This is a genomic window from Pseudomonas sp. Arb-4-2C, assembly GCF_055755015.1.
On the sequence record NZ_CM146899.1, the window covers coordinates 5,216,274 to 5,238,235 of the forward strand.

At 59.6% G+C, this 21,962-nt stretch carries 16 protein-coding genes and 1 tRNA gene; 14 read left to right on the forward strand and 3 right to left on the reverse strand.

Going from position 1 to position 21,962, the window contains the following annotated elements; genetic code table 11:
* The first annotated feature begins 16 nt into the window (after nucleotides 1–16).
* From glpE to AC0J41_RS23780, 5 genes are all read left to right on the forward strand, one after another.
* Nucleotides 17–346 carry a thiosulfate sulfurtransferase GlpE gene (glpE, locus tag AC0J41_RS23760; protein WP_025108649.1) on the forward strand — a complete coding sequence of 110 codons (330 nt, stop codon included), beginning with the start codon at nucleotides 17–19 and terminating at the stop codon, nucleotides 344–346.
* Nucleotides 347–640: 294 nt separating this feature from the next.
* On the forward strand, nucleotides 641–2,563 hold the full coding sequence (locus tag AC0J41_RS23765) for a PrkA family serine protein kinase (protein WP_473013739.1): 1,923 nt from the start codon (nucleotides 641–643) through the stop codon (nucleotides 2,561–2,563).
* A 105-nt stretch (nucleotides 2,564–2,668) separates the two neighbouring features.
* Nucleotides 2,669–3,940 carry a YeaH/YhbH family protein gene (locus tag AC0J41_RS23770; RefSeq protein ID WP_003228849.1) on the forward strand — a complete coding sequence of 424 codons (1,272 nt, stop codon included), beginning with the start codon at nucleotides 2,669–2,671 and terminating at the stop codon, nucleotides 3,938–3,940.
* Nucleotides 3,937–5,499, forward strand: coding sequence for a SpoVR family protein (locus AC0J41_RS23775; protein WP_473013740.1), 1,563 nt, complete (start codon nucleotides 3,937–3,939; stop codon nucleotides 5,497–5,499). Before AC0J41_RS23770 ends, AC0J41_RS23775 begins: the two co-directional genes overlap by 4 nt.
* 63 nt (nucleotides 5,500–5,562) lie before the next feature.
* Nucleotides 5,563–6,792 (forward strand): multifunctional CCA addition/repair protein, encoded by a 1,230-nt coding sequence (locus AC0J41_RS23780; protein ID WP_473013741.1) that lies wholly within the window; start codon nucleotides 5,563–5,565, stop codon nucleotides 6,790–6,792.
* Nucleotides 6,793–6,871: 79 nt separating this feature from the next.
* On the opposite strand, the gene folK is transcribed toward AC0J41_RS23780, so the two are convergent.
* Both folK and folB read right to left on the reverse strand, forming a co-directional pair.
* Nucleotides 6,872–7,390, reverse strand: coding sequence for a 2-amino-4-hydroxy-6-hydroxymethyldihydropteridine diphosphokinase (gene folK / locus AC0J41_RS23785; protein WP_473013742.1), 519 nt, complete (start codon nucleotides 7,388–7,390; stop codon nucleotides 6,872–6,874).
* The gene (folB, locus tag AC0J41_RS23790) at nucleotides 7,381–7,737 is read right to left on the reverse strand and encodes a dihydroneopterin aldolase (protein WP_473013743.1); all 357 of its coding nucleotides are present in this window, start codon (nucleotides 7,735–7,737) and stop codon (nucleotides 7,381–7,383) included. Before folB ends, folK begins: the two co-directional genes overlap by 10 nt.
* Nucleotides 7,738–7,811: 74 nt before the next feature.
* Here folB and plsY point away from each other — a divergent pair, with 74 nt between their 5' ends.
* Nucleotides 7,812–8,381, forward strand: a complete 570-nt coding sequence (gene plsY, locus AC0J41_RS23795; RefSeq protein WP_025108645.1) for a glycerol-3-phosphate 1-O-acyltransferase PlsY — start codon at nucleotides 7,812–7,814, stop codon at nucleotides 8,379–8,381.
* Nucleotides 8,382–8,404: 23 nt separating this feature from the next.
* Here plsY and tsaD read toward each other — a convergent pair whose 3' ends face one another.
* Nucleotides 8,405–9,430: a tRNA (adenosine(37)-N6)-threonylcarbamoyltransferase complex transferase subunit TsaD gene (gene tsaD, locus AC0J41_RS23800; protein WP_102356239.1), complete on the reverse strand. Its 1,026-nt coding sequence runs from the start codon at nucleotides 9,428–9,430 to the stop codon at nucleotides 8,405–8,407.
* Nucleotides 9,431–9,629: 199 nt separating this feature from the next.
* Between tsaD and rpsU the strand changes: the two genes are divergently transcribed.
* The 8 genes from rpsU (at nucleotide 9,630) to AC0J41_RS23840 (ending at nucleotide 21,952) form a co-directional block, all read left to right on the forward strand.
* Nucleotides 9,630–9,845 carry a 30S ribosomal protein S21 gene (gene rpsU / locus AC0J41_RS23805; RefSeq protein WP_002551877.1) on the forward strand — a complete coding sequence of 72 codons (216 nt, stop codon included), beginning with the start codon at nucleotides 9,630–9,632 and terminating at the stop codon, nucleotides 9,843–9,845.
* A 481-nt stretch (nucleotides 9,846–10,326) separates the two neighbouring features.
* A complete protein-coding gene (gene dnaG, locus AC0J41_RS23810) occupies nucleotides 10,327–12,291 on the forward strand; it encodes a DNA primase (protein ID WP_473013744.1) in 1,965 nt (654 codons plus the stop codon).
* A 67-nt stretch (nucleotides 12,292–12,358) separates the two neighbouring features.
* Nucleotides 12,359–14,206 (forward strand): RNA polymerase sigma factor RpoD, encoded by a 1,848-nt coding sequence (gene rpoD, locus AC0J41_RS23815; protein ID WP_025108642.1) that lies wholly within the window; start codon nucleotides 12,359–12,361, stop codon nucleotides 14,204–14,206.
* Between the two features lie 127 nt (nucleotides 14,207–14,333).
* Complete coding sequence (locus tag AC0J41_RS23820) at nucleotides 14,334–18,080, forward strand: bifunctional diguanylate cyclase/phosphodiesterase (protein WP_473013745.1); 3,747 nt, start codon at nucleotides 14,334–14,336, stop codon at nucleotides 18,078–18,080.
* A 15-nt stretch (nucleotides 18,081–18,095) separates the two neighbouring features.
* Nucleotides 18,096–18,172 (forward strand) — tRNA-Ile (locus AC0J41_RS23825).
* Nucleotides 18,173–18,307: 135 nt separating this feature from the next.
* Nucleotides 18,308–18,769, forward strand: a complete 462-nt coding sequence (locus tag AC0J41_RS23830; protein WP_025108603.1) for an Lrp/AsnC family transcriptional regulator — start codon at nucleotides 18,308–18,310, stop codon at nucleotides 18,767–18,769.
* Between the two features lie 693 nt (nucleotides 18,770–19,462).
* A complete protein-coding gene (locus tag AC0J41_RS23835; protein WP_473013746.1) occupies nucleotides 19,463–21,145 on the forward strand; it encodes a flavin monoamine oxidase family protein in 1,683 nt (560 codons plus the stop codon).
* 12 nt (nucleotides 21,146–21,157) lie between these two features.
* A complete protein-coding gene (locus AC0J41_RS23840; RefSeq protein ID WP_473013747.1) occupies nucleotides 21,158–21,952 on the forward strand; it encodes a carbon-nitrogen hydrolase family protein in 795 nt (264 codons plus the stop codon).
* The last annotated feature ends 10 nt before the right edge of the window (nucleotides 21,953–21,962 follow it).

Here is a 21,962-nt window from a genome sequence, read left to right on the forward strand (position 1 = left end):
GCTACAGGAACCCGCCATGAGCGAATTCAAACGAATCCCCCCGGAACAGGCCCAGGCCCTGCGTGAGCAAGGTGCGGTGGTGGTCGATATCCGCGACCCGCAAACCTACGCCGCGCTGCACATCGCCGGCTCGACCCATCTGGATAACCATTCGATCTCGGAATTCATCCGCAACGCCGATCTCGACGCACCACTGGTGGTGGTCTGCTATCACGGCAATTCCAGTCAGAACGCGGCCGCCTACCTGATCAGTCAGGGCTTCTCCGACGTCTACAGCATGGATGGCGGCTTCGAGTTGTGGCGTACGACTTATCCTGCGGAAACCGCGCAAGGCACCGCCGAATAATTTTTTTGTCACGTGCAGGCCCCGGCTGCCGTGGGCCTGCGCGCGGCAGACGAACGGTCTGCGACAACTAATTGCGTATCTCGCCTTTACCTCCCGAATTCCCAACTATCCTTAAGCCCAGGCCATCCAAAACAGGGGAGAGCCGGTACACCGGCGCACGGGTCATCGGGAGTGACTTTCAAGGTTGTCGACCGCGAAAGTGTTCTGGGGGGTAAACAAGCGGCCACCGCGGCTGCTTGCCAGCATCGACTGAGTGATCCGGCGTCGGCTCCACGTATCGAGCGAGGTGACGTCATGAGTATCTTTAGCCACTTCCAACAACGCTTCGAGTCCACACGCCAGGAAGAACTCTCGCTGCAGGAGTACCTGGAGCTGTGCAAAAAGGACCGCAGCGCTTACGTTTCCGCCGCCGAGCGTCTATTGATGGCAATTGGCGAACCCGAGCTGCTCGACACGTTGACCAACTCACGGCTGTCGCGGATCTTCTCCAACAAGGTGATTCGTCGCTATCCGGCCTTTGAAGACTTCCACGGGATGGAAGAATGCATCGACCAGATCGTCTCGTATTTCCGCCATGCCGCCCAAGGTCTGGAAGAGAAGAAACAGATCCTCTATCTGCTCGGCCCCGTCGGTGGCGGTAAATCGTCGCTGGCCGAGAAGCTGAAACAGCTGATGGAAAAAGTGCCCTTCTACGCGATCAAGGGCTCGCCGGTATTCGAATCACCCCTGGGTCTGTTCAACGCCACCGAAGATGGCGCGATCCTCGAGGAAGACTTCGGCATCCCACGGCGCTACCTGAACACCATCATGTCGCCTTGGGCGACCAAGCGCCTGGCCGAATTTGGCGGCGATATCAGCCAGTTCCGCGTGGTCAAGCTGTACCCGTCGATCCTCAACCAGATCGCCGTGGCCAAGACCGAACCGGGCGACGAGAACAACCAGGACATTTCCGCTCTGGTCGGCAAGGTCGACATCCGCAAACTCGAGGAATACCCACAGAACGACGCCGACGCCTACAGCTACTCCGGTGCACTGTGCCGGGCCAACCAGGGCCTGATGGAATTCGTCGAAATGTTCAAGGCACCGATCAAGGTGCTGCACCCGTTGCTGACCGCCACTCAGGAAGGCAACTACAACAGTACCGAAGGTCTTGGCGCCATTCCGTTCACCGGGATTCTGCTCGCCCACTCCAACGAATCGGAGTGGCACACCTTCCGCAACAACAAGAACAACGAAGCCTTCATCGACCGGATCTACATCGTCAAAGTACCGTACTGCCTGCGGGTCAGCGACGAAGTGAAGATTTACGACAAGCTGCTGTTCAACAGTTCCCTGGCCAAGGCCCACTGCGCGCCCGACACCCTGAAGATGCTGGCGCAGTTCACTGTGCTGTCCCGCCTCAAGGAGCCGGAAAACTCCAACATCTATTCGAAGATGCGCGTCTACGACGGGGAAAATCTCAAGGACACCGATCCGAAAGCCAAATCGATTCAGGAATACCGCGACTCGGCCGGCGTCGACGAGGGCATGAACGGCCTGTCGACCCGCTTTGCGTTCAAGATCCTGTCCAAAGTGTTCAACTTCGATCCGCATGAAATCGCCGCCAACCCGGTGCACCTGCTCTATGTGCTGGAACAGCAGATCGAACAGGAACAATTCCAGGCCGAAACCCGCGAGCGTTATCTGCGCTATCTCAAGGAGTACCTGGCACCGCGTTATATCGAATTCATTGGCAAGGAGATCCAGACCGCGTACCTGGAGTCTTACAGCGAATACGGTCAAAACATCTTCGACCGCTACGTGCTGTACGCGGACTTCTGGATTCAGGATCAGGAATACCGCGATCCGGAAACCGGCGAGATCCTCAACCGCGTTGCGTTGAACGAAGAACTGGAAAAAATCGAAAAACCGGCCGGCATCAGCAATCCGAAGGATTTCCGCAACGAAATCGTCAACTTCGTACTGCGTGCCCGGGCCAACAACAACGGCAAGAACCCGACCTGGCTCAGCTACGAAAAACTGCGGGTGGTCATCGAGAAGAAAATGTTCTCGAACACCGAAGACCTGCTGCCAGTCATCAGCTTCAATGCCAAGGCGAGCAAAGAGGATCAACAGAAACACAACGACTTCGTTACTCGAATGGTCGAGCGCGGCTACACCGACAAACAGGTACGACTGCTGTCCGAATGGTACCTACGGGTCCGGAAATCGCAGTAAAACAGCTACAAGCCTCAAGCTACGAGCTGCAGGGAAAAAGCGTGAACGCTGTGCTTCTACTTGCAGCTCGCAGCTCACAACTTGAAGCTGCCCGGAGGGCCTCCTATGAGCTATGTGATCGACCGACGCCTCAATGGCAAGAACAAGAGCACGGTGAACCGCCAGCGTTTCCTGCGGCGTTACCGTGATCACATCAAGAAGGCCGTCGAAGAGGCGGTCAGCCGGCGCTCCATCACTGACATGGAGCACGGCGAACAGATCAGCATTCCCGGTCGCGACATCGACGAACCGGTGCTTCACCACGGGCGCGGCGGCAAGCAGACCGTGGTTCACCCCGGCAACAAGGAATTCACCGCCGGCGAGCACATCGCCAGGCCACCGGGGGGTGGCGGCGGACGCGGGCCGGGCAAGGCTGGCAACTCCGGCGAGGGCATGGACGAATTCGTCTTCCAGATCACCCAGGAAGAATTCCTCGAATTCATGTTCGAAGACCTTGAACTCCCTAATCTGGTGAAACGTAACCTCAGCGGCACCGACACCTTCAAGACCGTGCGCGCCGGGATCAGCAACGAAGGCAATCCCTCGCGGATAAACATTATCCGCACCCTGCGCTCGGCTCATGCCCGGCGCATTGCGCTGTCCGGCAGCAGCCGCGCCAAGCTGCGCGAAGCCAAAGAGGAACTGGCGCGACTCAAACGCGAAGAGCCGGACAACTTCGGCGATATTCAGGAACTCGAAGCCGAAATCGAGAAACTCAGCGCACGCATCCATCGCGTGCCGTTCCTCGACACCTTCGACCTCAAGTACAACCTGCTGATCAAGCAACCCAACCCCAGCTCCAAGGCAGTGATGTTCTGCCTGATGGACGTTTCCGGCTCCATGACCCAGGCCACCAAGGACATTGCCAAGCGCTTTTTCATCCTGTTGTATCTGTTCTTGAAGCGTAACTACGACAAGATCGACGTAGTCTTCATCCGTCACCACACCAGCGCCCGGGAAGTGGACGAAGAGGAGTTCTTCTATTCGCGGGAAACCGGCGGCACCATCGTTTCCAGCGCGTTGAAACTGATGCAGGAGATCATGGCCGAGCGCTATCCGAGCAACGAGTGGAACATCTACGCCGCTCAGGCTTCCGACGGCGACAACTGGAACGATGACTCGCCGATCTGCCGCGACATCCTGATCAATCAGATCATGCCGTTTGTGCAGTACTACACTTATGTGGAGATCACCCCGCGCGAACACCAGGCCCTCTGGTACGAATACGAACGCATCGCCGAAGCCTTTTCCGACACGTTTGCCCAGCAGCAGCTGGTCTCGGCCGGGGATATTTATCCGGTCTTCCGTGAACTCTTCCAGCGCAGGTTAGTGACATGACCGCCAAAGAGCAGAAACGCCAACCCATTTCCACCGGCTCCGAATGGACATTCGAGCTGATTCAGGCCTACGACCGCGAGATCAGCCGGCTCGCCGATCGCTACGCCCTGGATACCTATCCCAACCAGATCGAAGTGATCACCGCCGAACAGATGATGGATGCCTATGCTTCGGTCGGCATGCCGCTGGGGTATCACCACTGGTCCTATGGCAAACACTTCCTCAGCACCGAGAAATCCTACAGTCGCGGGCAGATGGGGCTGGCCTACGAGATCGTGATCAATTCGGACCCGTGCATTGCCTACCTGATGGAAGAAAACACCATCTGCATGCAGGCGCTGGTGGTGGCTCACGCGTGCTACGGCCACAACAGCTTCTTCAAGGGCAACTACCTGTTCCGCACCTGGACCGATGCCAGTTCGATCATCGATTACCTGGTGTTCGCCAAGCAGTACATCATGCAGTGCGAGGAACGCCACGGCATCGATGCCGTAGAGGACCTGCTCGACTCCTGCCACGCCCTGATGAACTACGGCGTCGACCGCTACAAACGCCCTTATCCGATATCCGCCGAGGAAGAACGTCGGCGGCAAAAGGATCGCGAAGAGCACATGCAGAAACAGATCAACGATCTGTGGCGCACCATCCCCAAAGGTGCGGACAAATACAGCGACAAGGACAACGCACGCTTCCCGGCCGAGCCGCAGGAAAACATCCTGTATTTCATCGAGAAACACGCCCCGCTGCTGGAGCCGTGGCAGCGGGAAATCGTGCGGATCGTGCGCAAGATTGCCCAGTATTTCTATCCACAGCGCCAGACCCAGGTGATGAACGAAGGCTGGGCAACGTTCTGGCACTACACGTTGATGAACGATCTGTACGACGAAGGCCTGGTGACTGACGGCTTCATGATGGAATTCCTCACCTCGCACACCAGCGTGGTGTTTCAGCCAGGCTTCGACAGCCCCTACTACAGCGGCATCAACCCTTACGCACTGGGCTTTGCGATGTACCGCGATATCCGGCGCATGTGCGAAGAACCTACCGAGGAAGACCGCCGCTGGTTCCCGGACATTGCCGGCACGGACTGGCTCTCATCCATCAAGTTCGCCATGAGCAGCTTCAAGGATGAGAGCTTCATCCTGCAGTACCTGTCACCGAAAGTGATCCGCGATCTGAAGTTGTTCAGCATCCTCGACGACGACCAGAAGGACGACCTGCTGGTGCCGGCGATCCACGACGAAACCGGTTACCGGATCATCCGGGAAACCCTGGCCGCACAGTACAACCTCGGCAATCGTGAACCAAACGTGCAGATCTACAGCATCGACCGGCGCGGCGACCGTTCCCTGACCCTGCGCCATCAGCAGCACGACCGCAAACCACTGGGCGACTCCACCGACGAGGTACTGAAACATCTGCACCGGTTGTGGGGCTTCGACATTCACCTGGAAACCCTGCAAGGCGACCAGATCATGAAAACCCACCACGTACCGCCACGCAGTGAACACAGCGAAGGGGATTACGGCAGGCTTGATCTGGCCGTGATTCATCTTTGATCCGGTTTTGGCCTCCGAAAGTCCGGCGCAAGGGTTATCCTGTCGGGCCAACGGAGGTTTTTTATGCAGATTTACAAGGTCGGCGGCGCAGTACGTGATCGCCTGCTCGGGTTACCGGTTACCGACATCGATTGGGTGGTGGTCGGGGCCACGACAGAAGAGATGCTCGCCCAGGGTTATCGTCCGGTCGGCGCGGATTTCCCGGTGTTTCTTCATCCCAAGACCGGCGAGGAATACGCCCTCGCCCGCACCGAGCGTAAAAGCGGCCGCGGTTATGGCGGCTTCACCTTTCACGCCAGCCCCGAAGTGACCCTTGAAGAAGACCTCATTCGCCGTGACCTGACGATCAACGCGATGGCCGAGGACCGCCAGCAGAATCTGACCGATCCTTATCACGGCCAACGCGACCTCGAAAATCGAATCCTGCGCCACGTTTCCCCGGCGTTTGCCGAAGATCCGCTCCGTGTATTGCGCGTTGCGCGCTTTGCCGCTCGCTATGCCGGGCTGGGTTTCACCGTCGCCCCAGAGACTCTCGAACTGATGACTCAGCTCAGCGAGTCCGGCGAGCTGCAAGCCCTGACCGCCGAGCGCAGCTGGAAAGAGATCTCGCGCGCGCTGATGGAAGATCAGCCACAGGTGTTCATCCAGGTGTTGCGTGACTGCGGCGCCTTGAAGGTCTTGATGCCGGAGGTGGACGCACTGTTCGGCGTGCCGCAGCCGGAGGCCCATCACCCGGAAATCGACAGCGGCATCCACACCCTGAGCGTGCTGGAACAAGCGGCACTGCACAAACAGCCGCTGACCGTGCGCTGGGCCTGCCTGCTGCACGACCTCGGCAAAGGCCTGACCCCGGAAGAAGAGTGGCCACGGCACATCGCCCATGAGCATAAAGGGCTGAAGTTGATCAAAGCGGTCAACGAACGTTTCAAGGCACCGAAAGATTGTCAGGAACTGGCACTGCTGGTCGGCCAATATCACACGCACGGCCACCGCGCCCTGGAACTGAAGGCGTCGACCTTGCTGGAGTTACTGCAGAGCTTCGACGTTTATCGCCGTCCGCAGCGCTTTGAGGAGTTCATCGTCGCGTGCGAGATGGATGCTCGCGGCCGCAAGGGACTGGAACAGCGCAGTTATCCACAGGCAGATTATTTGCGCGGCGCGGCGAAGGTAGCACGGGAAGTCGCGGTACAGCCGTTGCTGCAGAAGGGATTCAAAGGGCCGGAACTGGGCGAAGCGCTGAAGCACGAGCGACTGAAAGCGCTGAAGACCTATAAAGACACGGCGTCAGCCTGAAAAGCTTCGCGAGCAAGCCCCCCTCCCACAAGGGAAATACATTCCAAATGTGGGCTTGCTGGCGAAGGCGGCAGTCAACTCAACGAAGATCCGAAGGCGTGAGTTGCTGCCCGCGCCATTCAAACCCCACCGGCGCCAACACCTGATCAATCTGCGCCTCGGCCCACAATGTCGCGAAGCTTTTTCCCACACCCGGATGCACCCGATCCGGCGCAATCAGCGACAGCGGCCACAGCACAAAAGCGTTTTTCAGAATTTCGGCACGCGGCAGGATCAAACCGTCAAAGTTACCCGTCAGTTCGCCGTACAACAGCACGTCGATATCCAGCGGCAAACCCTTGCGGTCCGGTGCATAGCGACCGTTATCGGCCTCGATGTATTTCAGGCGCCGGTCCAGCTCCATCAACGGCAGATCGGTAAACGCCGAGACCACGAAGTTGAAGAACGGCCCGCTCTTGATCCCCACCGGCTGGCTCTCGAACACCGCCGAACAGCGGATATCCACGAGGAATGTCGCCAAAGCGTCGAGCCCGGCGCGCAAATGGGTTTCGCGCTCGATATTGCTACCGAGCCCAAGGTAAACCTGAGTCAGCGACATCCGCGCTCGATCTCCACACCCACACCACCCTTGGCTGCCGGCACGGCGCCTGGCTTGGTCAGTTTCAGACGAACCCAGGTGATCTTGAATTCGGCCATCAGCGCTTCGACCAATCGCTCGGCGAAGGTCTCGACCAACTGAAATTGCGCCTGCTCGGCAAAGGCCTGGATGCGCGTGGAAACGCTGGCGTAATCGAGCGCCAGCGTCAGGTCGTCACCAGCCGCGGCCGGGCGATTGTCCCAGGCGAAGCTCAGATCAAGACGCAGACACTGTCGGATGCCGCGCTCCCAGTCGTAGGCACCGATCACGGTGTCGACTTCCAGGCCCTCGATAAACACTCTGTCCAAGCACTTTTCTCCGCTGCACGACAAGGGCGCAATGCGCCGTTAGAATCAGGGCGTCCTCGCCCGGAATAGTTAGCATGTTTTGGTTACTGGCGACTCTCGCCTACCTGCTCGGCTCGCTGTCCTTCGCCATTTTGCTCAGCCGCCTGACCGGAAACCCGGACCCGCGAATGAGTGGCTCGGGTAATGCCGGCGCCACCAACATGCTGCGCCTGGCCGGCCGCAAACTTGCGATCCTGACCCTGCTCGGTGATCTGTGCAAAGGCCTGTTGCCGGTGCTGATCGCAGCGGCCATGGGCCTTTCGCTGCAGGATCAGGCCTGGATCGGCGTGTGCGCCGTGATCGGTCACCTGTTCCCGCTGTATTTCCGTTTTCGCGGCGGCAAAGGCGTCGCCACGGCTGCCGGCATGCTGCTGGGCCTGTATCCGCCCGCCGCGCTGTTGGCGGTATGCGCCTGGCTGCTGACGTTCTACCTGACCCGTACCAGCTCGCTGGCGGCATTGATCGCCACGCCCCTGACCCTGCCATTGCTGGCTTGGCAGGAACCGGAAGCGCTGCTGCCAATGAGCGCGTTGACGCTACTGATCGTCTGGCGCCACCGCGGCAATCTACGCGACCTGTTTGCCGGGCGCGAACGGCATTTTTAAATACCGCTCATGAGCGCCGCTCATCACAACGCCGACAGCTGCTCCATCGGCCAGCGCGCCTGCACGCTGATCGCCAGGCTTTCCTGCTGACCAGCCTGCAGACGCTGGCAACCGGCAAACGCGATCATCGCGCCATTGTCGGTGCAGAACTCGGGACGGGCGTAGAACACATCGCCCTTCATATCGCCGAGCATCTTTTCCAGCGAAACACGCAACGCCTTGTTGGCGCTGACGCCGCCAGCGATCACCAGACGCTTCATGCCGGCCTGTTTCAGGGCGCGTTTGCACTTGATGGTCAAAGTCTCCACCACCGCCTGCTGGAACGCCAGCGCGATGTCGCAACGGGCTTGCTCGCTGTCGTCCCCGGCGCTGACGCATTGCTGCCAGGTGTTAAGAGCGAAGGTCTTCAGACCGCTGAAGCTGAAATCCAGCCCCGGGCGATCACACATCGGACGCGGGAAAGTAAAACGTCCTGCAACGCCCTTCTCCGCCAACTTGGCGATTTCCGGTCCGCCCGGATAATTGAGACCCATCATTTTTGCAGTCTTGTCGAACGCTTCGCCGGCGGCATCGTCGAGGGTCTCGCCGAGCAGGCTGTATTGGCCAATGCCATCGACCTGAACCAGCTGGGTATGACCACCGGAAACCAACAAAGCGACGAACGGGAATTCTGGCGGTTTTGGCTCCAGCATCGGCGCCAGTAAATGACCTTCCATGTGGTGCACACCGAGCGCCGGAATACCCCAGGCAAACGCCAGCGCCTGGGCGCAAGAAGCACCGACCAGCAGCGCCCCGACCAGTCCAGGACCTGCGGTATAGGCGATGGCATCGATCTCGGTCGGCACGCAGTCGGCTTCAGCCAACACCTGACGAATCAAGGGCAGCATGCGTTTGACGTGGTCACGCGAGGCCAGCTCCGGTACCACACCGCCATAGGCACGGTGCAGGTCGATCTGACTGAACAGCGCGTCGGCCAGCAGGCCGCGTTCACTGTCATATAATGCGACGCCGGTTTCGTCGCAGGAAGTTTCTAATCCCAGTACTAGCATGGGTTTGCGCCTTGTTTAGGCTGAATTCGAAGGCGCGCATAATAGTCGCCGCGTGATGCCCCGACCAGCGGTTTTCGATCAGAGGCTTTGCATTCCGAGCGATGAGGGGTTAACATCCGCAACCCTTAAAAACCGACGTCTTCAAGTGCTCTTTTGCCGCGAGGATGTTGACCCCGGTAATGAATGAAGGTAGCTCTGGATGCCAGCCGTCAAAGTTAAAGAGAACGAACCCTTCGACGTAGCTCTGCGTCGTTTCAAGCGCTCCTGCGAAAAAGCCGGTGTACTGGCTGAAGTTCGTAGCCGCGAATTTTACGAGAAGCCAACTTCTGAGCGTAAGCGCAAAGCAGCAGCCGCTGTTAAGCGTCACGCCAAGAAAGTTCAGCGCGAACAGCGCCGCGCCGTTCGTCTGTACTAATACGCAGACGTTCGTAGCAAGCTTCTTGCCTAAGCCCGGCCCTCAGCCGGGCTAATGGCATTTGCGTAAAACGCTTGATGCTTCACCGTCGAAGCCGCAGATGCGACCGAGACAAAACTGCTTCACCGCGTCAGGCCTGGCTTTTTTGCCAGCGGTGCACGTCTTTCTGACGAGCCTTTCAAGGCTACTGACGAGCACACCCACTGATTCCTCTCACGACGATCAGCCCAAGGCACCTGCATGCGTGCCCGCTTTATTGAGCTATCCGAGGCCCTTGACCGGCCGTCAGCGGATTCAGCGCAACACTTTCAAATAGTCGAAAACTGATGAGCACTAACGTCAGTGGATTTTCGGCAGATACACTTCCCGACAGCGATCACGCAACCGACCCCGGTCGAGCCGCCCATTGCGCGCGCCTCACTCAAGACCTGCGTCCAGCCGCCCTTCGCATCGGACTCATTACAGCACAGACGAGAACGCCATGGCCGGGCTGATTCCCCAGAGCTTTATTGACGACCTCCTGAACCGCACCGACATCGTCAACGTGGTCAGCTCGCGTGTGCAACTGAAAAAGGCCGGCAAGAACTACACCGCATGCTGCCCGTTCCATAAAGAGAAAACCCCGTCGTTCAGCGTCAGCCCCGACAAGCAGTTCTATTACTGCTTCGGTTGTGGTGCCGGCGGCAACGCCTTGGGCTTTCTCATGGACCACGACAACCTGGACTTCCCCCAGGCCGTCGAAGATCTGGCCAAAGCCGCCGGAATGGAAATCCCCCGCGAAGAAAGCGGCCGCCCGCACAAACCGCGGCAACCGACCGATTCGCCGCTGTACCCGCTACTGACCGCCGCCGCCGACTTTTACCGGCAGGCGCTCAAAAGCCATCCTGCGCGCAAGGCCGCCGTGGATTACCTCAAGGGCCGCGGCCTGACCGGCGAGATCGCCCGGGACTTCGGCCTCGGTTTCGCGCCACCGGGCTGGGACAATCTGTTCAAACACTTGAGCAGCGATACCCTGCAACAGAAGGCCATGATCGACGCAGGCCTGTTGATCGAGAACGCCGAAACCGGCAAACGCTATGACCGCTTCCGCGATCGCGTGATGTTCCCGATCCGTGACACGCGCGGCCGGATCATCGCTTTCGGCGGCCGTGTACTCGGCGACGACAAGCCGAAATACCTGAACTCGCCGGAAACCCCGGTTTTCCATAAAGGCCAGGAGCTCTACGGCCTCTATGAAGCACGCAAGAACAACCGCAACCTCGATGAAATCATCGTCGTCGAAGGCTACATGGACGTCATCGCTCTCGCCCAGCAAGGCTTGAAAAATGCCGTCGCAACGCTGGGTACCGCGACCAGCGAAGAACATTTGAAACGCCTGTTTCGCGTAGTGCCGAACGTGCTGTTCTGCTTCGACGGCGACCAGGCCGGCCGCAACGCCGCCTGGCGCGCGCTGGAGGCCACACTGTCGAGCTTGCAGGACGGGCGTCGTGCGCGATTCCTGTTTCTGCCCGAAGGCGAAGACCCGGACACCTTGGTGCGCGCCGAAGGCACTGATGCCTTCAAGGCTCGAATCAACCAGCATGCGCAGCCGTTGGCGGACTATTTCTTTCAGCAACTGACCGAAGAAGCCGATCCGCGCTCTCTTGAGGGCAAGGCTCACATGGCCACCCTCGCCGCACCGTTGATCGATAAAGTGCCCGGGGCCAATTTGCGCATTCTGATGCGTCAGCGCCTGACCGAAATCACCGGCCTGAGCAACGAAACCGTCAGTCAGCTCGCGCAAAGTGCGCCGCAGGAAGCGCCGCCGGCGTACGATCCAGGCATCGATTACGACGCAATGCCGGACTACAGCGACTACCATCAGCCGCAGGCACAGGACATGTATGTGCCGCAGCAGGAGTGGACGCCGAAGAAACCCGGCGCCGGCGGCAAGAAGTGGGACAAGAAACCCTGGGACAAGAACGGCAAACGTGGCGGCGATCGCGATCAACAACGCCCGCGGACGCCAATTGGCGTCGAATCACCGACCCTGACCGCCCTGCGCACCCTGCTTCATCACCCGCAACTGGCCGAACGCGTCGAGGACGCCGGGCACATTGCGGACGAAAATCAGACCAACGCCCAGTTGCTTGTGGCGCTGCTCGAAGCCGTACAGAAGAATCCCAAGCTAAACTCATTTCAGTTGATCGCGCGATGGCACGGCACTGAACAGGGTCGCTTGCTTAAAGCACTCGCGGAAAAGGAGTGGCTGATTGATGGAGAAAACCTTGAACAACAGTTTTTCGACACCATTACTAGCTTGTCAGCCCGCCAACGCGAGCGAAATCTGGAACAGTTGCTCAGGAAAGCGCGTCAAAGCGAACTGAGCATCGAAGAGAAAAATCAACTGCGCGACCTTCTAAGTCGCAATGTTTCCGCATCAAACCCGACCTCAACTGGCGCGTGAGGTCATAGCTCAGGTATAATCCTCGGCTTGTTTTTTGCCCGCCAAGACCTTCAGTGGATAGGGTGTTATGTCCGGAAAAGCGCAACAGCAGTCTCGTATTATTGAGTTGATCAAACTGGGTCGTGAGCAGAAGTATCTGACTTACGCCGAGGTCAACGACCACCTGCCCGAGGATATTTCAGATCCGGAGCAGGTGGAAGACATCATCCGCATGATTAACGACATGGGGATCCCCGTACACGAGAGTGCTCCGGATGCGGACGCCCTTATGTTGGCCGACGCCGATACCGACGAGGCCGCTGCGGAAGAAGCAGCCGCTGCGTTGGCAGCGGTGGAGACCGATATCGGTCGCACCACTGACCCAGTGCGCATGTACATGCGTGAAATGGGTACGGTTGAGCTTCTGACTCGTGAAGGCGAAATCGAAATCGCCAAGCGTATCGAAGAGGGCATCCGTGAAGTGATGAGCGCTATCGCGCACTTCCCTGGCACGGTTGACCACATTCTCTCCGAGTACACTCGCGTTACCACCGAGGGTGGTCGCCTGTCCGACGTTCTGAGCGGTTACATCGACCCGGACGACGGCATTGCGCCGCCGGCTGCCGAAGTGCCGCCGCCGATCGACGCGAAAGCCGCCAAGGCTGACGACGAGACCGAAGACGATGACGCCGAATCTTCGGATGACGAAGAAGAAGCCGAAAGCGGTCCGGATCCGGTCATCGCAGCCCAGCGTTTTGGCGCTGTGGCCGATCAGATGGAAATCACCCGCAAGGCCCTGAAAAAGCACGGTCGTCACAACAAGGCAACGGTTGCCGAGTTGCTGGCCCTGGCCGAGCTGTTCATGCCGATCAAACTGGTGCCGAAGCAATTCGAAGCCCTGGTCGAGCGTGTTCGCAGCGCCCTGGATCGTCTGCGTCAGCAAGAGCGCGCGATCATGCAACTGTGCGTACGTGATGCACGTATGCCACGCGCCGATTTCCTGCGTCAGTTCCCGGGCAACGAAGTCGACGAAAGCTGGTCCGACGCCCTGGCCAAAGGCAAGAGCAAATACGCCGAAGCCATTGGTCGCGTACAGCCGGACATCATCCGTTGCCAGCAGAAACTGATCGCGCTGGAAACCGAAACCGGTCTGACCATCGCAGAAATCAAGGACATCAACCGTCGCATGTCGATCGGTGAGGCCAAGGCCCGCCGCGCGAAGAAAGAGATGGTTGAAGCCAACTTGCGTCTGGTGATCTCGATCGCCAAGAAGTACACCAACCGCGGCCTGCAATTCCTCGATCTGATCCAGGAAGGCAACATCGGTCTGATGAAAGCGGTGGACAAGTTCGAATACCGTCGTGGTTACAAGTTCTCGACTTATGCCACCTGGTGGATCCGTCAGGCGATCACTCGCTCGATCGCCGACCAGGCCCGCACCATCCGTATTCCGGTGCACATGATCGAGACGATCAACAAGCTCAACCGCATTTCCCGCCAGATGCTGCAGGAAATGGGTCGCGAACCGACCCCGGAAGAGCTGGGCGAACGCATGGAAATGCCTGAGGACAAGATCCGCAAGGTGTTGAAGATCGCTAAAGAGCCGATCTCCATGGAAACCCCGATCGGTGATGACGAAGACTCCCATCTGGGCGACTTCATCGAAGACTCGACCATGCAGTCGCCAATCGATGTTGCGACCGTTGAGAGCCTTAAAGAAGCGACTCGCGAAGTGCTGTCCGGCCTCACTGCCCGTGAAGCCAAGGTACTGCGCATGCGTTTCGGTATCGACATGAACACCGACCACACACTCGAAGAAGTGGGCAAACAGTTTGACGTAACGCGTGAGCGGATCCGTCAGATCGAAGCCAAGGCGCTGCGCAAGCTGCGCCACCCGACGCGAAGCGAGCATCTGCGCTCCTTCCTCGACGAGTGATACCAGAACCCCCCGGCCCAGGCCGGGGGTTTTGTTTACAGGGCAGATTAAATCCCCCGCACCGCCCCTCCTCCGCATACCCCGTCTACACTCGAGACTATGAATCCCGTGCCCTAACGAGACGGTTATGCCCAGACTGGCGCCCGTGCTTTTCTTGCTGTCACTGATGATCTGGACCGCAACGGCTAACGCGCTGACTCTGACCGATGAAGAACGTAGCTGGCTCGCGGCTCACCCGGACTTGCGCCTGGGTGTCGATGCCTCGTGGCCGCCGTTCGAGTTCCGCGATGAACAGAACCGCTATCAAGGCCTGGCCGCTGATTACATCGACGTGATCCGCCAGCGTCTGGCAGTCAAACTCACCCCGATCGAACCGTCGAGCTGGACCGAAGTGCTGGCGCAAGTGAAAGCCGGCAAGATTGATCTGCTGCCGGGGATCATGTCCACGCCCGAGCGCCAGAACTATCTGTCGTTCACTCGCCCCTATCTCGACTTCCCGATTGTGATCCTCGCCCACATCGGCGGCGCACAACCCCGCAAAATCGAAGACCTGTACGGCCTGAAGATCGCCGTAGTGGAGAACTACGCCCCCCACGAACTCCTGCGCACCCACCATCCCGACCTGAATCTGGTGGCCATGCCCAATGTCAGCTCGGCACTCCAGGCGCTGGCCACCGATGAGGTAGACGCTGTGGTCGGCGACCTCGCGTCCAGCGTCTGGAGCCTGCGCCAGCTCAAACTCGACGGTTTATACGTGAGCGGCGAAACCCCGTATCGCTACCAGTTGGCCATGGGCGTGCCCCGTGACAACAAAATGCTGGTGGGCATTCTGGACAAAGTCTTGGCGGACATGAGCCCGGAGGAAATCAGCAGCATTCAGGAACATTGGGTCGGCAATGTCCTGGACCATCGGACATTCTGGTCGGACCTGCTGATTTACGGCCTGCCAGGTCTTTTGTTGCTGGTGATCATCCTTGTGGTGGTCATTCGTATCAACCGCCGCCTCAGTTCGGAAATCGCTCGACGCGTCGACCTCGAACAGGAATTGCGCAGCAGCGAATACCACTACCGCGGCCTGGTGGAGAGCCTGTCGGCCATCGCCTGGGAAGCGCGCATGAGCGACTTCACCTACAGCTATGTTTCGCCCCATGCCGAGGATTTGCTCGGTTATCCACAGGCGCATTGGTTGATCCCGGGTTTCTGGCGCAACATCATCCACCCCGCCGACCTCACCCGCGCGCAGGCCATCTGCGATGACGCGGTGCGCGAAGGGCGTGATCACACCCTCGACTATCGGGTGATCACCGCTGACGGGCGCTGCCTGTGGGTGCGTGACATCGTCAGCCTGATTGAACACGGGCATGAGCCGGTGATGCGCGGACTGATGATCGACATCAGCGAGACCAAGCGTACCGAGGAGGCGCTGCGGCTGTCGGAGCAGAAATTCGCCTCGGTATTCCAGCAATGCCCGGACATTCTGGTGATCGCGCGACTGTCCGACGGCTGCCTGCTGGAAGTCAACGAAGCCTTTGAAGAACAAATCGGCCTGAAAGCCGAAGAGGTCGTCGGTCAAACCGCCACCGAACTCAACATCTGGGGAATTCCCGGGGTCGGGCCGGGGCTGCTGCAGCGTTTGCAGGCCGGCAGCATCCGCAACCTGGAGATGCCCTTTCGCCGCAACAACGGCCAGGTGTTCACTGGCCTGATCTCCGCCGAACCGTTCGACCTCGACACCACCCCGGCGCTGGTGGTGGTGGTGCGCGACATCACCCAGCTGAAGGAAACCCAGCAGCAGCTGCAAACCTCCGAAGAGAAATTCGCCAAGGCCTTCCACGCCTCGCCGGACGGCTTGCTGCTGTCGCGCCAGAGCGACGGCCTGCTGCTGGAGGTCAATGAGGGTTTCAGCCGCATCACCGGTTTCAACAGCGCGATGTCGGTGGACCGCTCGGCACTGGACCTGGGGATCTGGGTCAACCTCAATGAACGCAAGCAGATGCTCGACCTGCTGCACCGCGACGGTTTCGTGCGCGATTTCAGCTGCCACATCCGCCGCAGCGACGGGCAGATCCGCCTGTGTGAAGTGTCCAGCCGACCGCTGCCGATCGGCGAAGAAGACTGCATGCTGACCATCGCCCGGGACATCACCGAGCGGCATCTGATGCAAGAAAAACTGCAGCAGGCGGCCACCGTGTTCGAGAGCACCGCCGAAGGCGTGCTGATCACCGACACCCAGCAGCACATCAGCGCGGTCAACCGCGCCTTCACCGAAATCACCGGCTACAGCGAAAGCGAAGCCCTCGGCCACACCCCGCGCCTGCTCGCCTCGGGCCTGCACGACAGCGCTTTTTATGCGGCGATGTGGCACCAGTTGACCGACGAGGGTCACTGGCAGGGCGAGATTTCCAACCGGCGCAAGAACGGCGAGTTGTACCCGAGCTGGCTGACCATCAGCGCCGTGCGCAACCGCGACAAGTTCATCACCCACTTCGTCGCGGTGTTTGCCGATATATCCAGCCTCAAACACGCGCAGGCCAAGCTCGATTACCAGGCGCACCATGACCCGCTCACCGGCCTGCCGAATCGCACCCTGTTTGAAAGTCGTCTGCTCACCGCGCTGAACAGCCAGCAGGAAAATGGCAGTCAGGGCGCTGTGCTGTTCCTTGATCTGGACCGCTTCAAGCACATCAACGACAGCCTCGGCCACCCGGTCGGCGACCTGCTACTCAAGGGCATTGCCGTGCGCTTGAAAGAACAATTGCGCGACATCGATACCGTCGCACGCCTGGGCGGCGATGAATTCATTATCCTGCTGCCGGGCCTGCAACAGGCCAGCGACGCCGACCACATCGCCACCAAACTGCTCAATTGCTTCGGCGCACCGTTCCAGGCCGGCGAACACGAGTTCTTCATCAGCGCCAGCATCGGCACCAGCCTGTATCCACGGGACGGCTGCGACGTCGCCACGCTGGTGAAAAACGCCGACGCGGCGATGTACCGCTCCAAGGCCAAGGGCCGCAACCGCGTCGAAAGCTACACCCGCGACCTCACCGCACAGGCCAGCGAGCGTGTGGCGCTGGAACACGAACTGCGCCGCGCTATCGAACGCGACGAACTGTTCCTCTACTACCAACCGAAGATCAGCCTCGACGACCATCGTCTGGTGGGCGCCGAAGCGCTGATTCGCTGGCGTCACCCGACCTTCGGCGAAGTACCGCCGGAGCACTTCATCCCGCTGGCCGAAGAGAACGGCATGATCCTGCAGATCGGCGACTGGGTGCTCGAAACCGCCTGCCGGCAGATGTTCGAATGGAACCAGATCTACGAAAGCCTCGGCCCGTTGTCAGTCAACCTCGCCGGCGCGCAGCTGCGCCAGCCGAACCTGCTCGGGCGCATCGAACAATTGCTCCGGGAAAACCGTTTGCAGCCGGATTTACTGCAACTGGAAATTACCGAAAACTTCATCATGAGCCAGGCCGAAGAAGCACTGGCGGTGCTGCACCAGCTCAAACACCTGGGTGTACAACTGGCGATCGACGACTTCGGTACCGGCTATTCCTCGCTCAGTTACCTCAAACGCCTGCCGCTGGACATCCTCAAGATCGACCAGTCATTCGTCCGCGGCCTGCCCGATGACCCCCACGACGCAGCGATTGTGCGGGCGATCATCGCCCTTGGCCGGAGCATGCAATTCACTGTGATTGCCGAAGGTGTGGAAACCCAGGCCCAACAGCAATTCCTCGCCGCCGAGGGCTGCGAACAGATCCAGGGCTACATCGTCAGCCTGCCGCTGCCGCCAGAAGAATTCGCCGCAACGTTTCTGCGTATTACCGTATCGGATTATTCGGATAGCACAGCCGAGAAACCGTCGCTATAATCCGCGACCTACTGAGGGCCTATAGCTCAGTTGGTTAGAGCAGAGGACTCATAATCCTTTGGTCCACGGTTCAAGTCCGTGTGGGCCCACCAAATTCGAAAGCCGCGCAAATGCGCGGCTTTTTCGTTTCTGCGTTTCATCCCGACTACGATAAGGGGCTTCCATATCCAGCCGGCTGACGCTGTAACATGCTCGCCCAAAGACCCGCGCCCCATGGAGCCCCGCCCTTGCCAGACATCCGCCCGCCCGTGCTCGATGAAATCGACCGCCAATTGATCGCCGCCCTGCAAATCAACGCCCGCGAGAGCGTGGCAATGCTCGCCCGGCAGTTGGGCATTGCGCGCACCACTGTCACATCGCGGCTGGCGCGACTGGAAAAGGCCAAGGTGATCACCGGCTATGGCGTGCGGCTGGGGCAGCGGGTGGTCGATGGCGGGTTGCAGGCGTATGTCGGGATCAAGGTGCAGCCGCGCTCCGGCAAGGAAGTGTTGCGCCGCTTGAGTGCGATGGCGCAGGTCCAGCAGTTGTGTGCGGTGAGTGGCGAATTTGATTACGTGGCGTGGTTGCGCACCGATTCGCCGGAACAGCTGGATCAGTTGCTGGATCAGATTGGCGGGGTGGATGGGGTGGAGAAGACCACTACTTCGATTATTTTGAGTAGCAAGATTGATCGCGGGCAGCCGGTTTAAGTGTTGGTCGTGACATTTCGGTTGGCGGATAGGGCCTCTTCGCGAGCAAGCCCGCTCCCACTTTTGACCGAGTCACGCACAGAATCTGCGCCAGCTACAAATCCACTGTGGGAGCGGGCTTGCTCGCGAAGGCGGTGGATCAGTCACTGTTGATCGCGACTGACGAGACGCTTTCGCGAGCAAGCCCGCTCCCACTTTTGACCAGGTCGTGCACAGAATCTGCGCCAGCTACAAATCCACTGTGGGAGCGGGCTTGCTCGCGAAGGCGGTGGATCAGCCACTGTTGATCGCGACTGACGAGACGCTTTCGCGAGCAAGCCCGCTCACACTTTTGACAGGGTCACGCACAGAATCTGCGCCAGCTACAAATCCACTGTGGGAGCGGGCTTGCTCGCGAAGGCGGTGGATCAGCCACTGTTGATCGCGACTGACAGAACGCTTTCGCGAGCAAGCCCGCTCCCACTTTTGACAGGGTCACGCACAGAATCTGCGCCAGCTACAAATCCACTGTGGGAGCGGGCTTGCGCCTACATTTTGGTCGATGTGCAGTCATCAATCGTCATATTGATCAGTTAATTGGCAAAACGACGACACTTTGCGTCTTATTAACGTGTTCTACGCTCCCTAGAATGGCTGGCATCTTTTCCTATACTCAGACGCGCATTCGGCGTCGGGTCGCCAGCAAGGTCAGCCATGAACAAGAACAATCGCCATCCTGCAGACGGTAAGAAACCAGTCACCATTTTCGGTCCGGACTTTCCTTTCGCTTTCGACGACTGGATCGAACACCCGGCCGGTCTCGGCAGTATCCCTGAACACCATCACGGCGCTGAAGTGGCGATTGTCGGCGCCGGTATCGCTGGCCTGGTGGCCGCGTACGAACTGATGAAGCTCGGCCTGAAACCGGTGGTTTACGAGGCGTCGAAGCTCGGCGGGCGTTTGCGTTCGCAAGCATTCAACGGCACTGACGGCATCGTCGCGGAACTGGGCGGCATGCGTTTCCCGGTGTCCTCCACCGCGTTCTACCACTACGTCGACAAGCTCGGCCTCGAGACCAAACCCTTCCCGAACCCGCTGACGCCGGCCTCCGGCAGCACCGTGATCGACCTGGAAGGCAAAACCCATTACGCACAAAGCCTGAAGGATCTTCCTGCACTGTTCCAGGAAGTGGCTGACGCCTGGGCGGATGCGCTGGAGGCCGGCTCGCAGTTCGCCGATATCCAGCAAGCAATCCGCGACCGCGATGTGCCACGCCTCAAGGCACTATGGAACAAGCTCGTGCCGCTGTGGGATGACCGCACGTTCTACGACTTCGTTGCCACGTCCGAGGCCTTTGCCAAGCTGTCGTTCCATCACCGCGAAGTGTTTGGTCAGGTCGGTTTCGGCACCGGCGGCTGGGACTCGGACTTCCCCAACTCGATGCTGGAAATCTTCCGCGTGGTGATGACCAACTGCGACGATCACCAGCACTTGGTAGTCGGCGGTGTGGAACAAGTGCCGCAAGGCATCTGGCGGCATGTGCCGGAGCGCTGCGTGCACTGGCCTGAAGGCACCAGCCTGAAATCCCTGCACCGGGGCGCACCGCGTTCCGGCGTGAAGAAAATCGCCCACGCGCCGGACGGCCGTTTCGCCGTCACCGACAACAACGGCGACACCCGCGAATACGCCGCTGTGCTGACTACCTGCCAGAGCTGGCTGCTGACCACCCAGATCGAATGCGATGAAACCCTGTTCTCGCAGAAGATGTGGATGGCGCTGGACCGCACCCGCTACATGCAGTCGTCGAAAACCTTCGTGATGGTCAACCGACCATTCTGGAAGGACAAGGACCCGGAAACCGGCCGCGACCTGATGAGCATGACCCTCACCGATCGCCTGACCCGTGGCACCTATCTGTTCGATAACGGCGACGACAAGCCGGGCGTGATCTGCCTGTCGTACTCGTGGATGAGCGACGCGCTGAAGATGCTGCCGCACCCGGTGGAAAAACGCGTAGAGCTGGCGTTGAATGCGCTGAAGAAGATCTACCCGAAAGTCGACATCGCCGCACGGATCATTGGCGATCCGATCACCGTGTCGTGGGAAGCCGACCCGCACTTCCTCGGGGCGTTCAAGGGCGCCCTGCCCGGTCACTATCGCTACAACCAGCGCATGTACGCGCACTTCATGCAGGACGACATGCCAGCCGAGCAGCGCGGGATTTTCATCGCCGGTGACGACGTGTCGTGGACGCCGGCGTGGGTCGAAGGCGCGGTGCAGACCTCGCTCAACGCGGTGTGGGGCATCATGAAGCACTTCGGCGGGTCGACACATAAAGCGAACCCGGGCCCGGGTGATGTGTTCAAAGACATCGGCCCTATCGCCCTGCCCGAGTAAGAGGAATCCCCGATGCGTGTAGCCCTTTACCAATGTCCACCGCTGCCTCTGGACCCCGCCGCCAACCTGCAACGCCTGCACCAAGTGGCGATGGAGGCCAAGGGCGCCGACCTGCTGGTGCTGCCGGAGATGTTTCTGACCGGCTACAACATCGGCGCCGAGGCAGTCAGCACATTGGCCGAGGTCTACAACGGCGAATGGGCGCAACAGATCGGTCGAATTGCCAAAGCCGCCGGACTGGCGATTGCCTACGGTTATCCGGAGCGCACCGCCGACGGGCAGATCTACAACGCCGTGCAGTTGATCAATGCGCACGGCGAGCGCCTGTGCAATTACCGCAAGACGCATCTGTTCGGCGATCTGGATCGCTCAATGTTCAGCCCGGGCGAAGACGTTTTTCCGCTGGTCGAACTCAACGGCTGGAAGCTCGGTTTCCTGATCTGCTACGACCTGGAGTTTCCGGAGAACGCGCGACGTCTGGCGCTGGCCGGCGCCGAGTTGATTCTGGTGCCGACGGCGAACATGATTCCGTTCGATTTTGTCGCCGACGTCACCGTGCGTTCCCGTGCCTTCGAAAACCAGTGCTACGTGGCCTACGCCAACTACTGCGGGCATGAAGGCGAGATCCACTATTGCGGGCAAAGCAGCATCGCCGCGCCGGACGGCAGTCGTATCGCCCAGGCCGGCCTTGATGAAGCGCTGATCGTCGGCGAGCTGGATCGTCAGTTGATGGTCGATTCTCGCGCCGCCAATCGCTACCTCAGTGACCGCCGCCCGGAGCTTTACAACGCACTGAACAAGCGCTGACCCCACGCAA

What these genes read in the sequence shown, in the direction of transcription:
- glpE (WP_025108649.1), top strand. Translation starts at nt 17, where the DNA reads ATGAGCGAATTCAAACGAATCCCCCCGGAACAGGCCCAGGCCCTGCGT.
- AC0J41_RS23765 (WP_473013739.1), top strand. Translation starts at nt 641, where the DNA reads ATGAGTATCTTTAGCCACTTCCAACAACGCTTCGAGTCCACACGCCAG.
- AC0J41_RS23770 (WP_003228849.1), top strand. Translation starts at nt 2,669, where the DNA reads ATGAGCTATGTGATCGACCGACGCCTCAATGGCAAGAACAAGAGCACG.
- AC0J41_RS23775 (WP_473013740.1), top strand. Translation starts at nt 3,937, where the DNA reads ATGACCGCCAAAGAGCAGAAACGCCAACCCATTTCCACCGGCTCCGAA.
- AC0J41_RS23780 (WP_473013741.1), top strand. Translation starts at nt 5,563, where the DNA reads ATGCAGATTTACAAGGTCGGCGGCGCAGTACGTGATCGCCTGCTCGGG.
- folK (WP_473013742.1), bottom strand. Translation starts at nt 7,390, where the DNA reads ATGTCGCTGACTCAGGTTTACCTTGGGCTCGGTAGCAATATCGAGCGC.
- plsY (WP_025108645.1), top strand. Translation starts at nt 7,812, where the DNA reads ATGTTTTGGTTACTGGCGACTCTCGCCTACCTGCTCGGCTCGCTGTCC.
- tsaD (WP_102356239.1), bottom strand. Translation starts at nt 9,430, where the DNA reads ATGCTAGTACTGGGATTAGAAACTTCCTGCGACGAAACCGGCGTCGCA.
- rpsU (WP_002551877.1), top strand. Translation starts at nt 9,630, where the DNA reads ATGCCAGCCGTCAAAGTTAAAGAGAACGAACCCTTCGACGTAGCTCTG.
- dnaG (WP_473013744.1), top strand. Translation starts at nt 10,327, where the DNA reads ATGGCCGGGCTGATTCCCCAGAGCTTTATTGACGACCTCCTGAACCGC.
- rpoD (WP_025108642.1), top strand. Translation starts at nt 12,359, where the DNA reads ATGTCCGGAAAAGCGCAACAGCAGTCTCGTATTATTGAGTTGATCAAA.
- AC0J41_RS23820 (WP_473013745.1), top strand. Translation starts at nt 14,334, where the DNA reads ATGCCCAGACTGGCGCCCGTGCTTTTCTTGCTGTCACTGATGATCTGG.
- AC0J41_RS23835 (WP_473013746.1), top strand. Translation starts at nt 19,463, where the DNA reads ATGAACAAGAACAATCGCCATCCTGCAGACGGTAAGAAACCAGTCACC.
- AC0J41_RS23840 (WP_473013747.1), top strand. Translation starts at nt 21,158, where the DNA reads ATGCGTGTAGCCCTTTACCAATGTCCACCGCTGCCTCTGGACCCCGCC.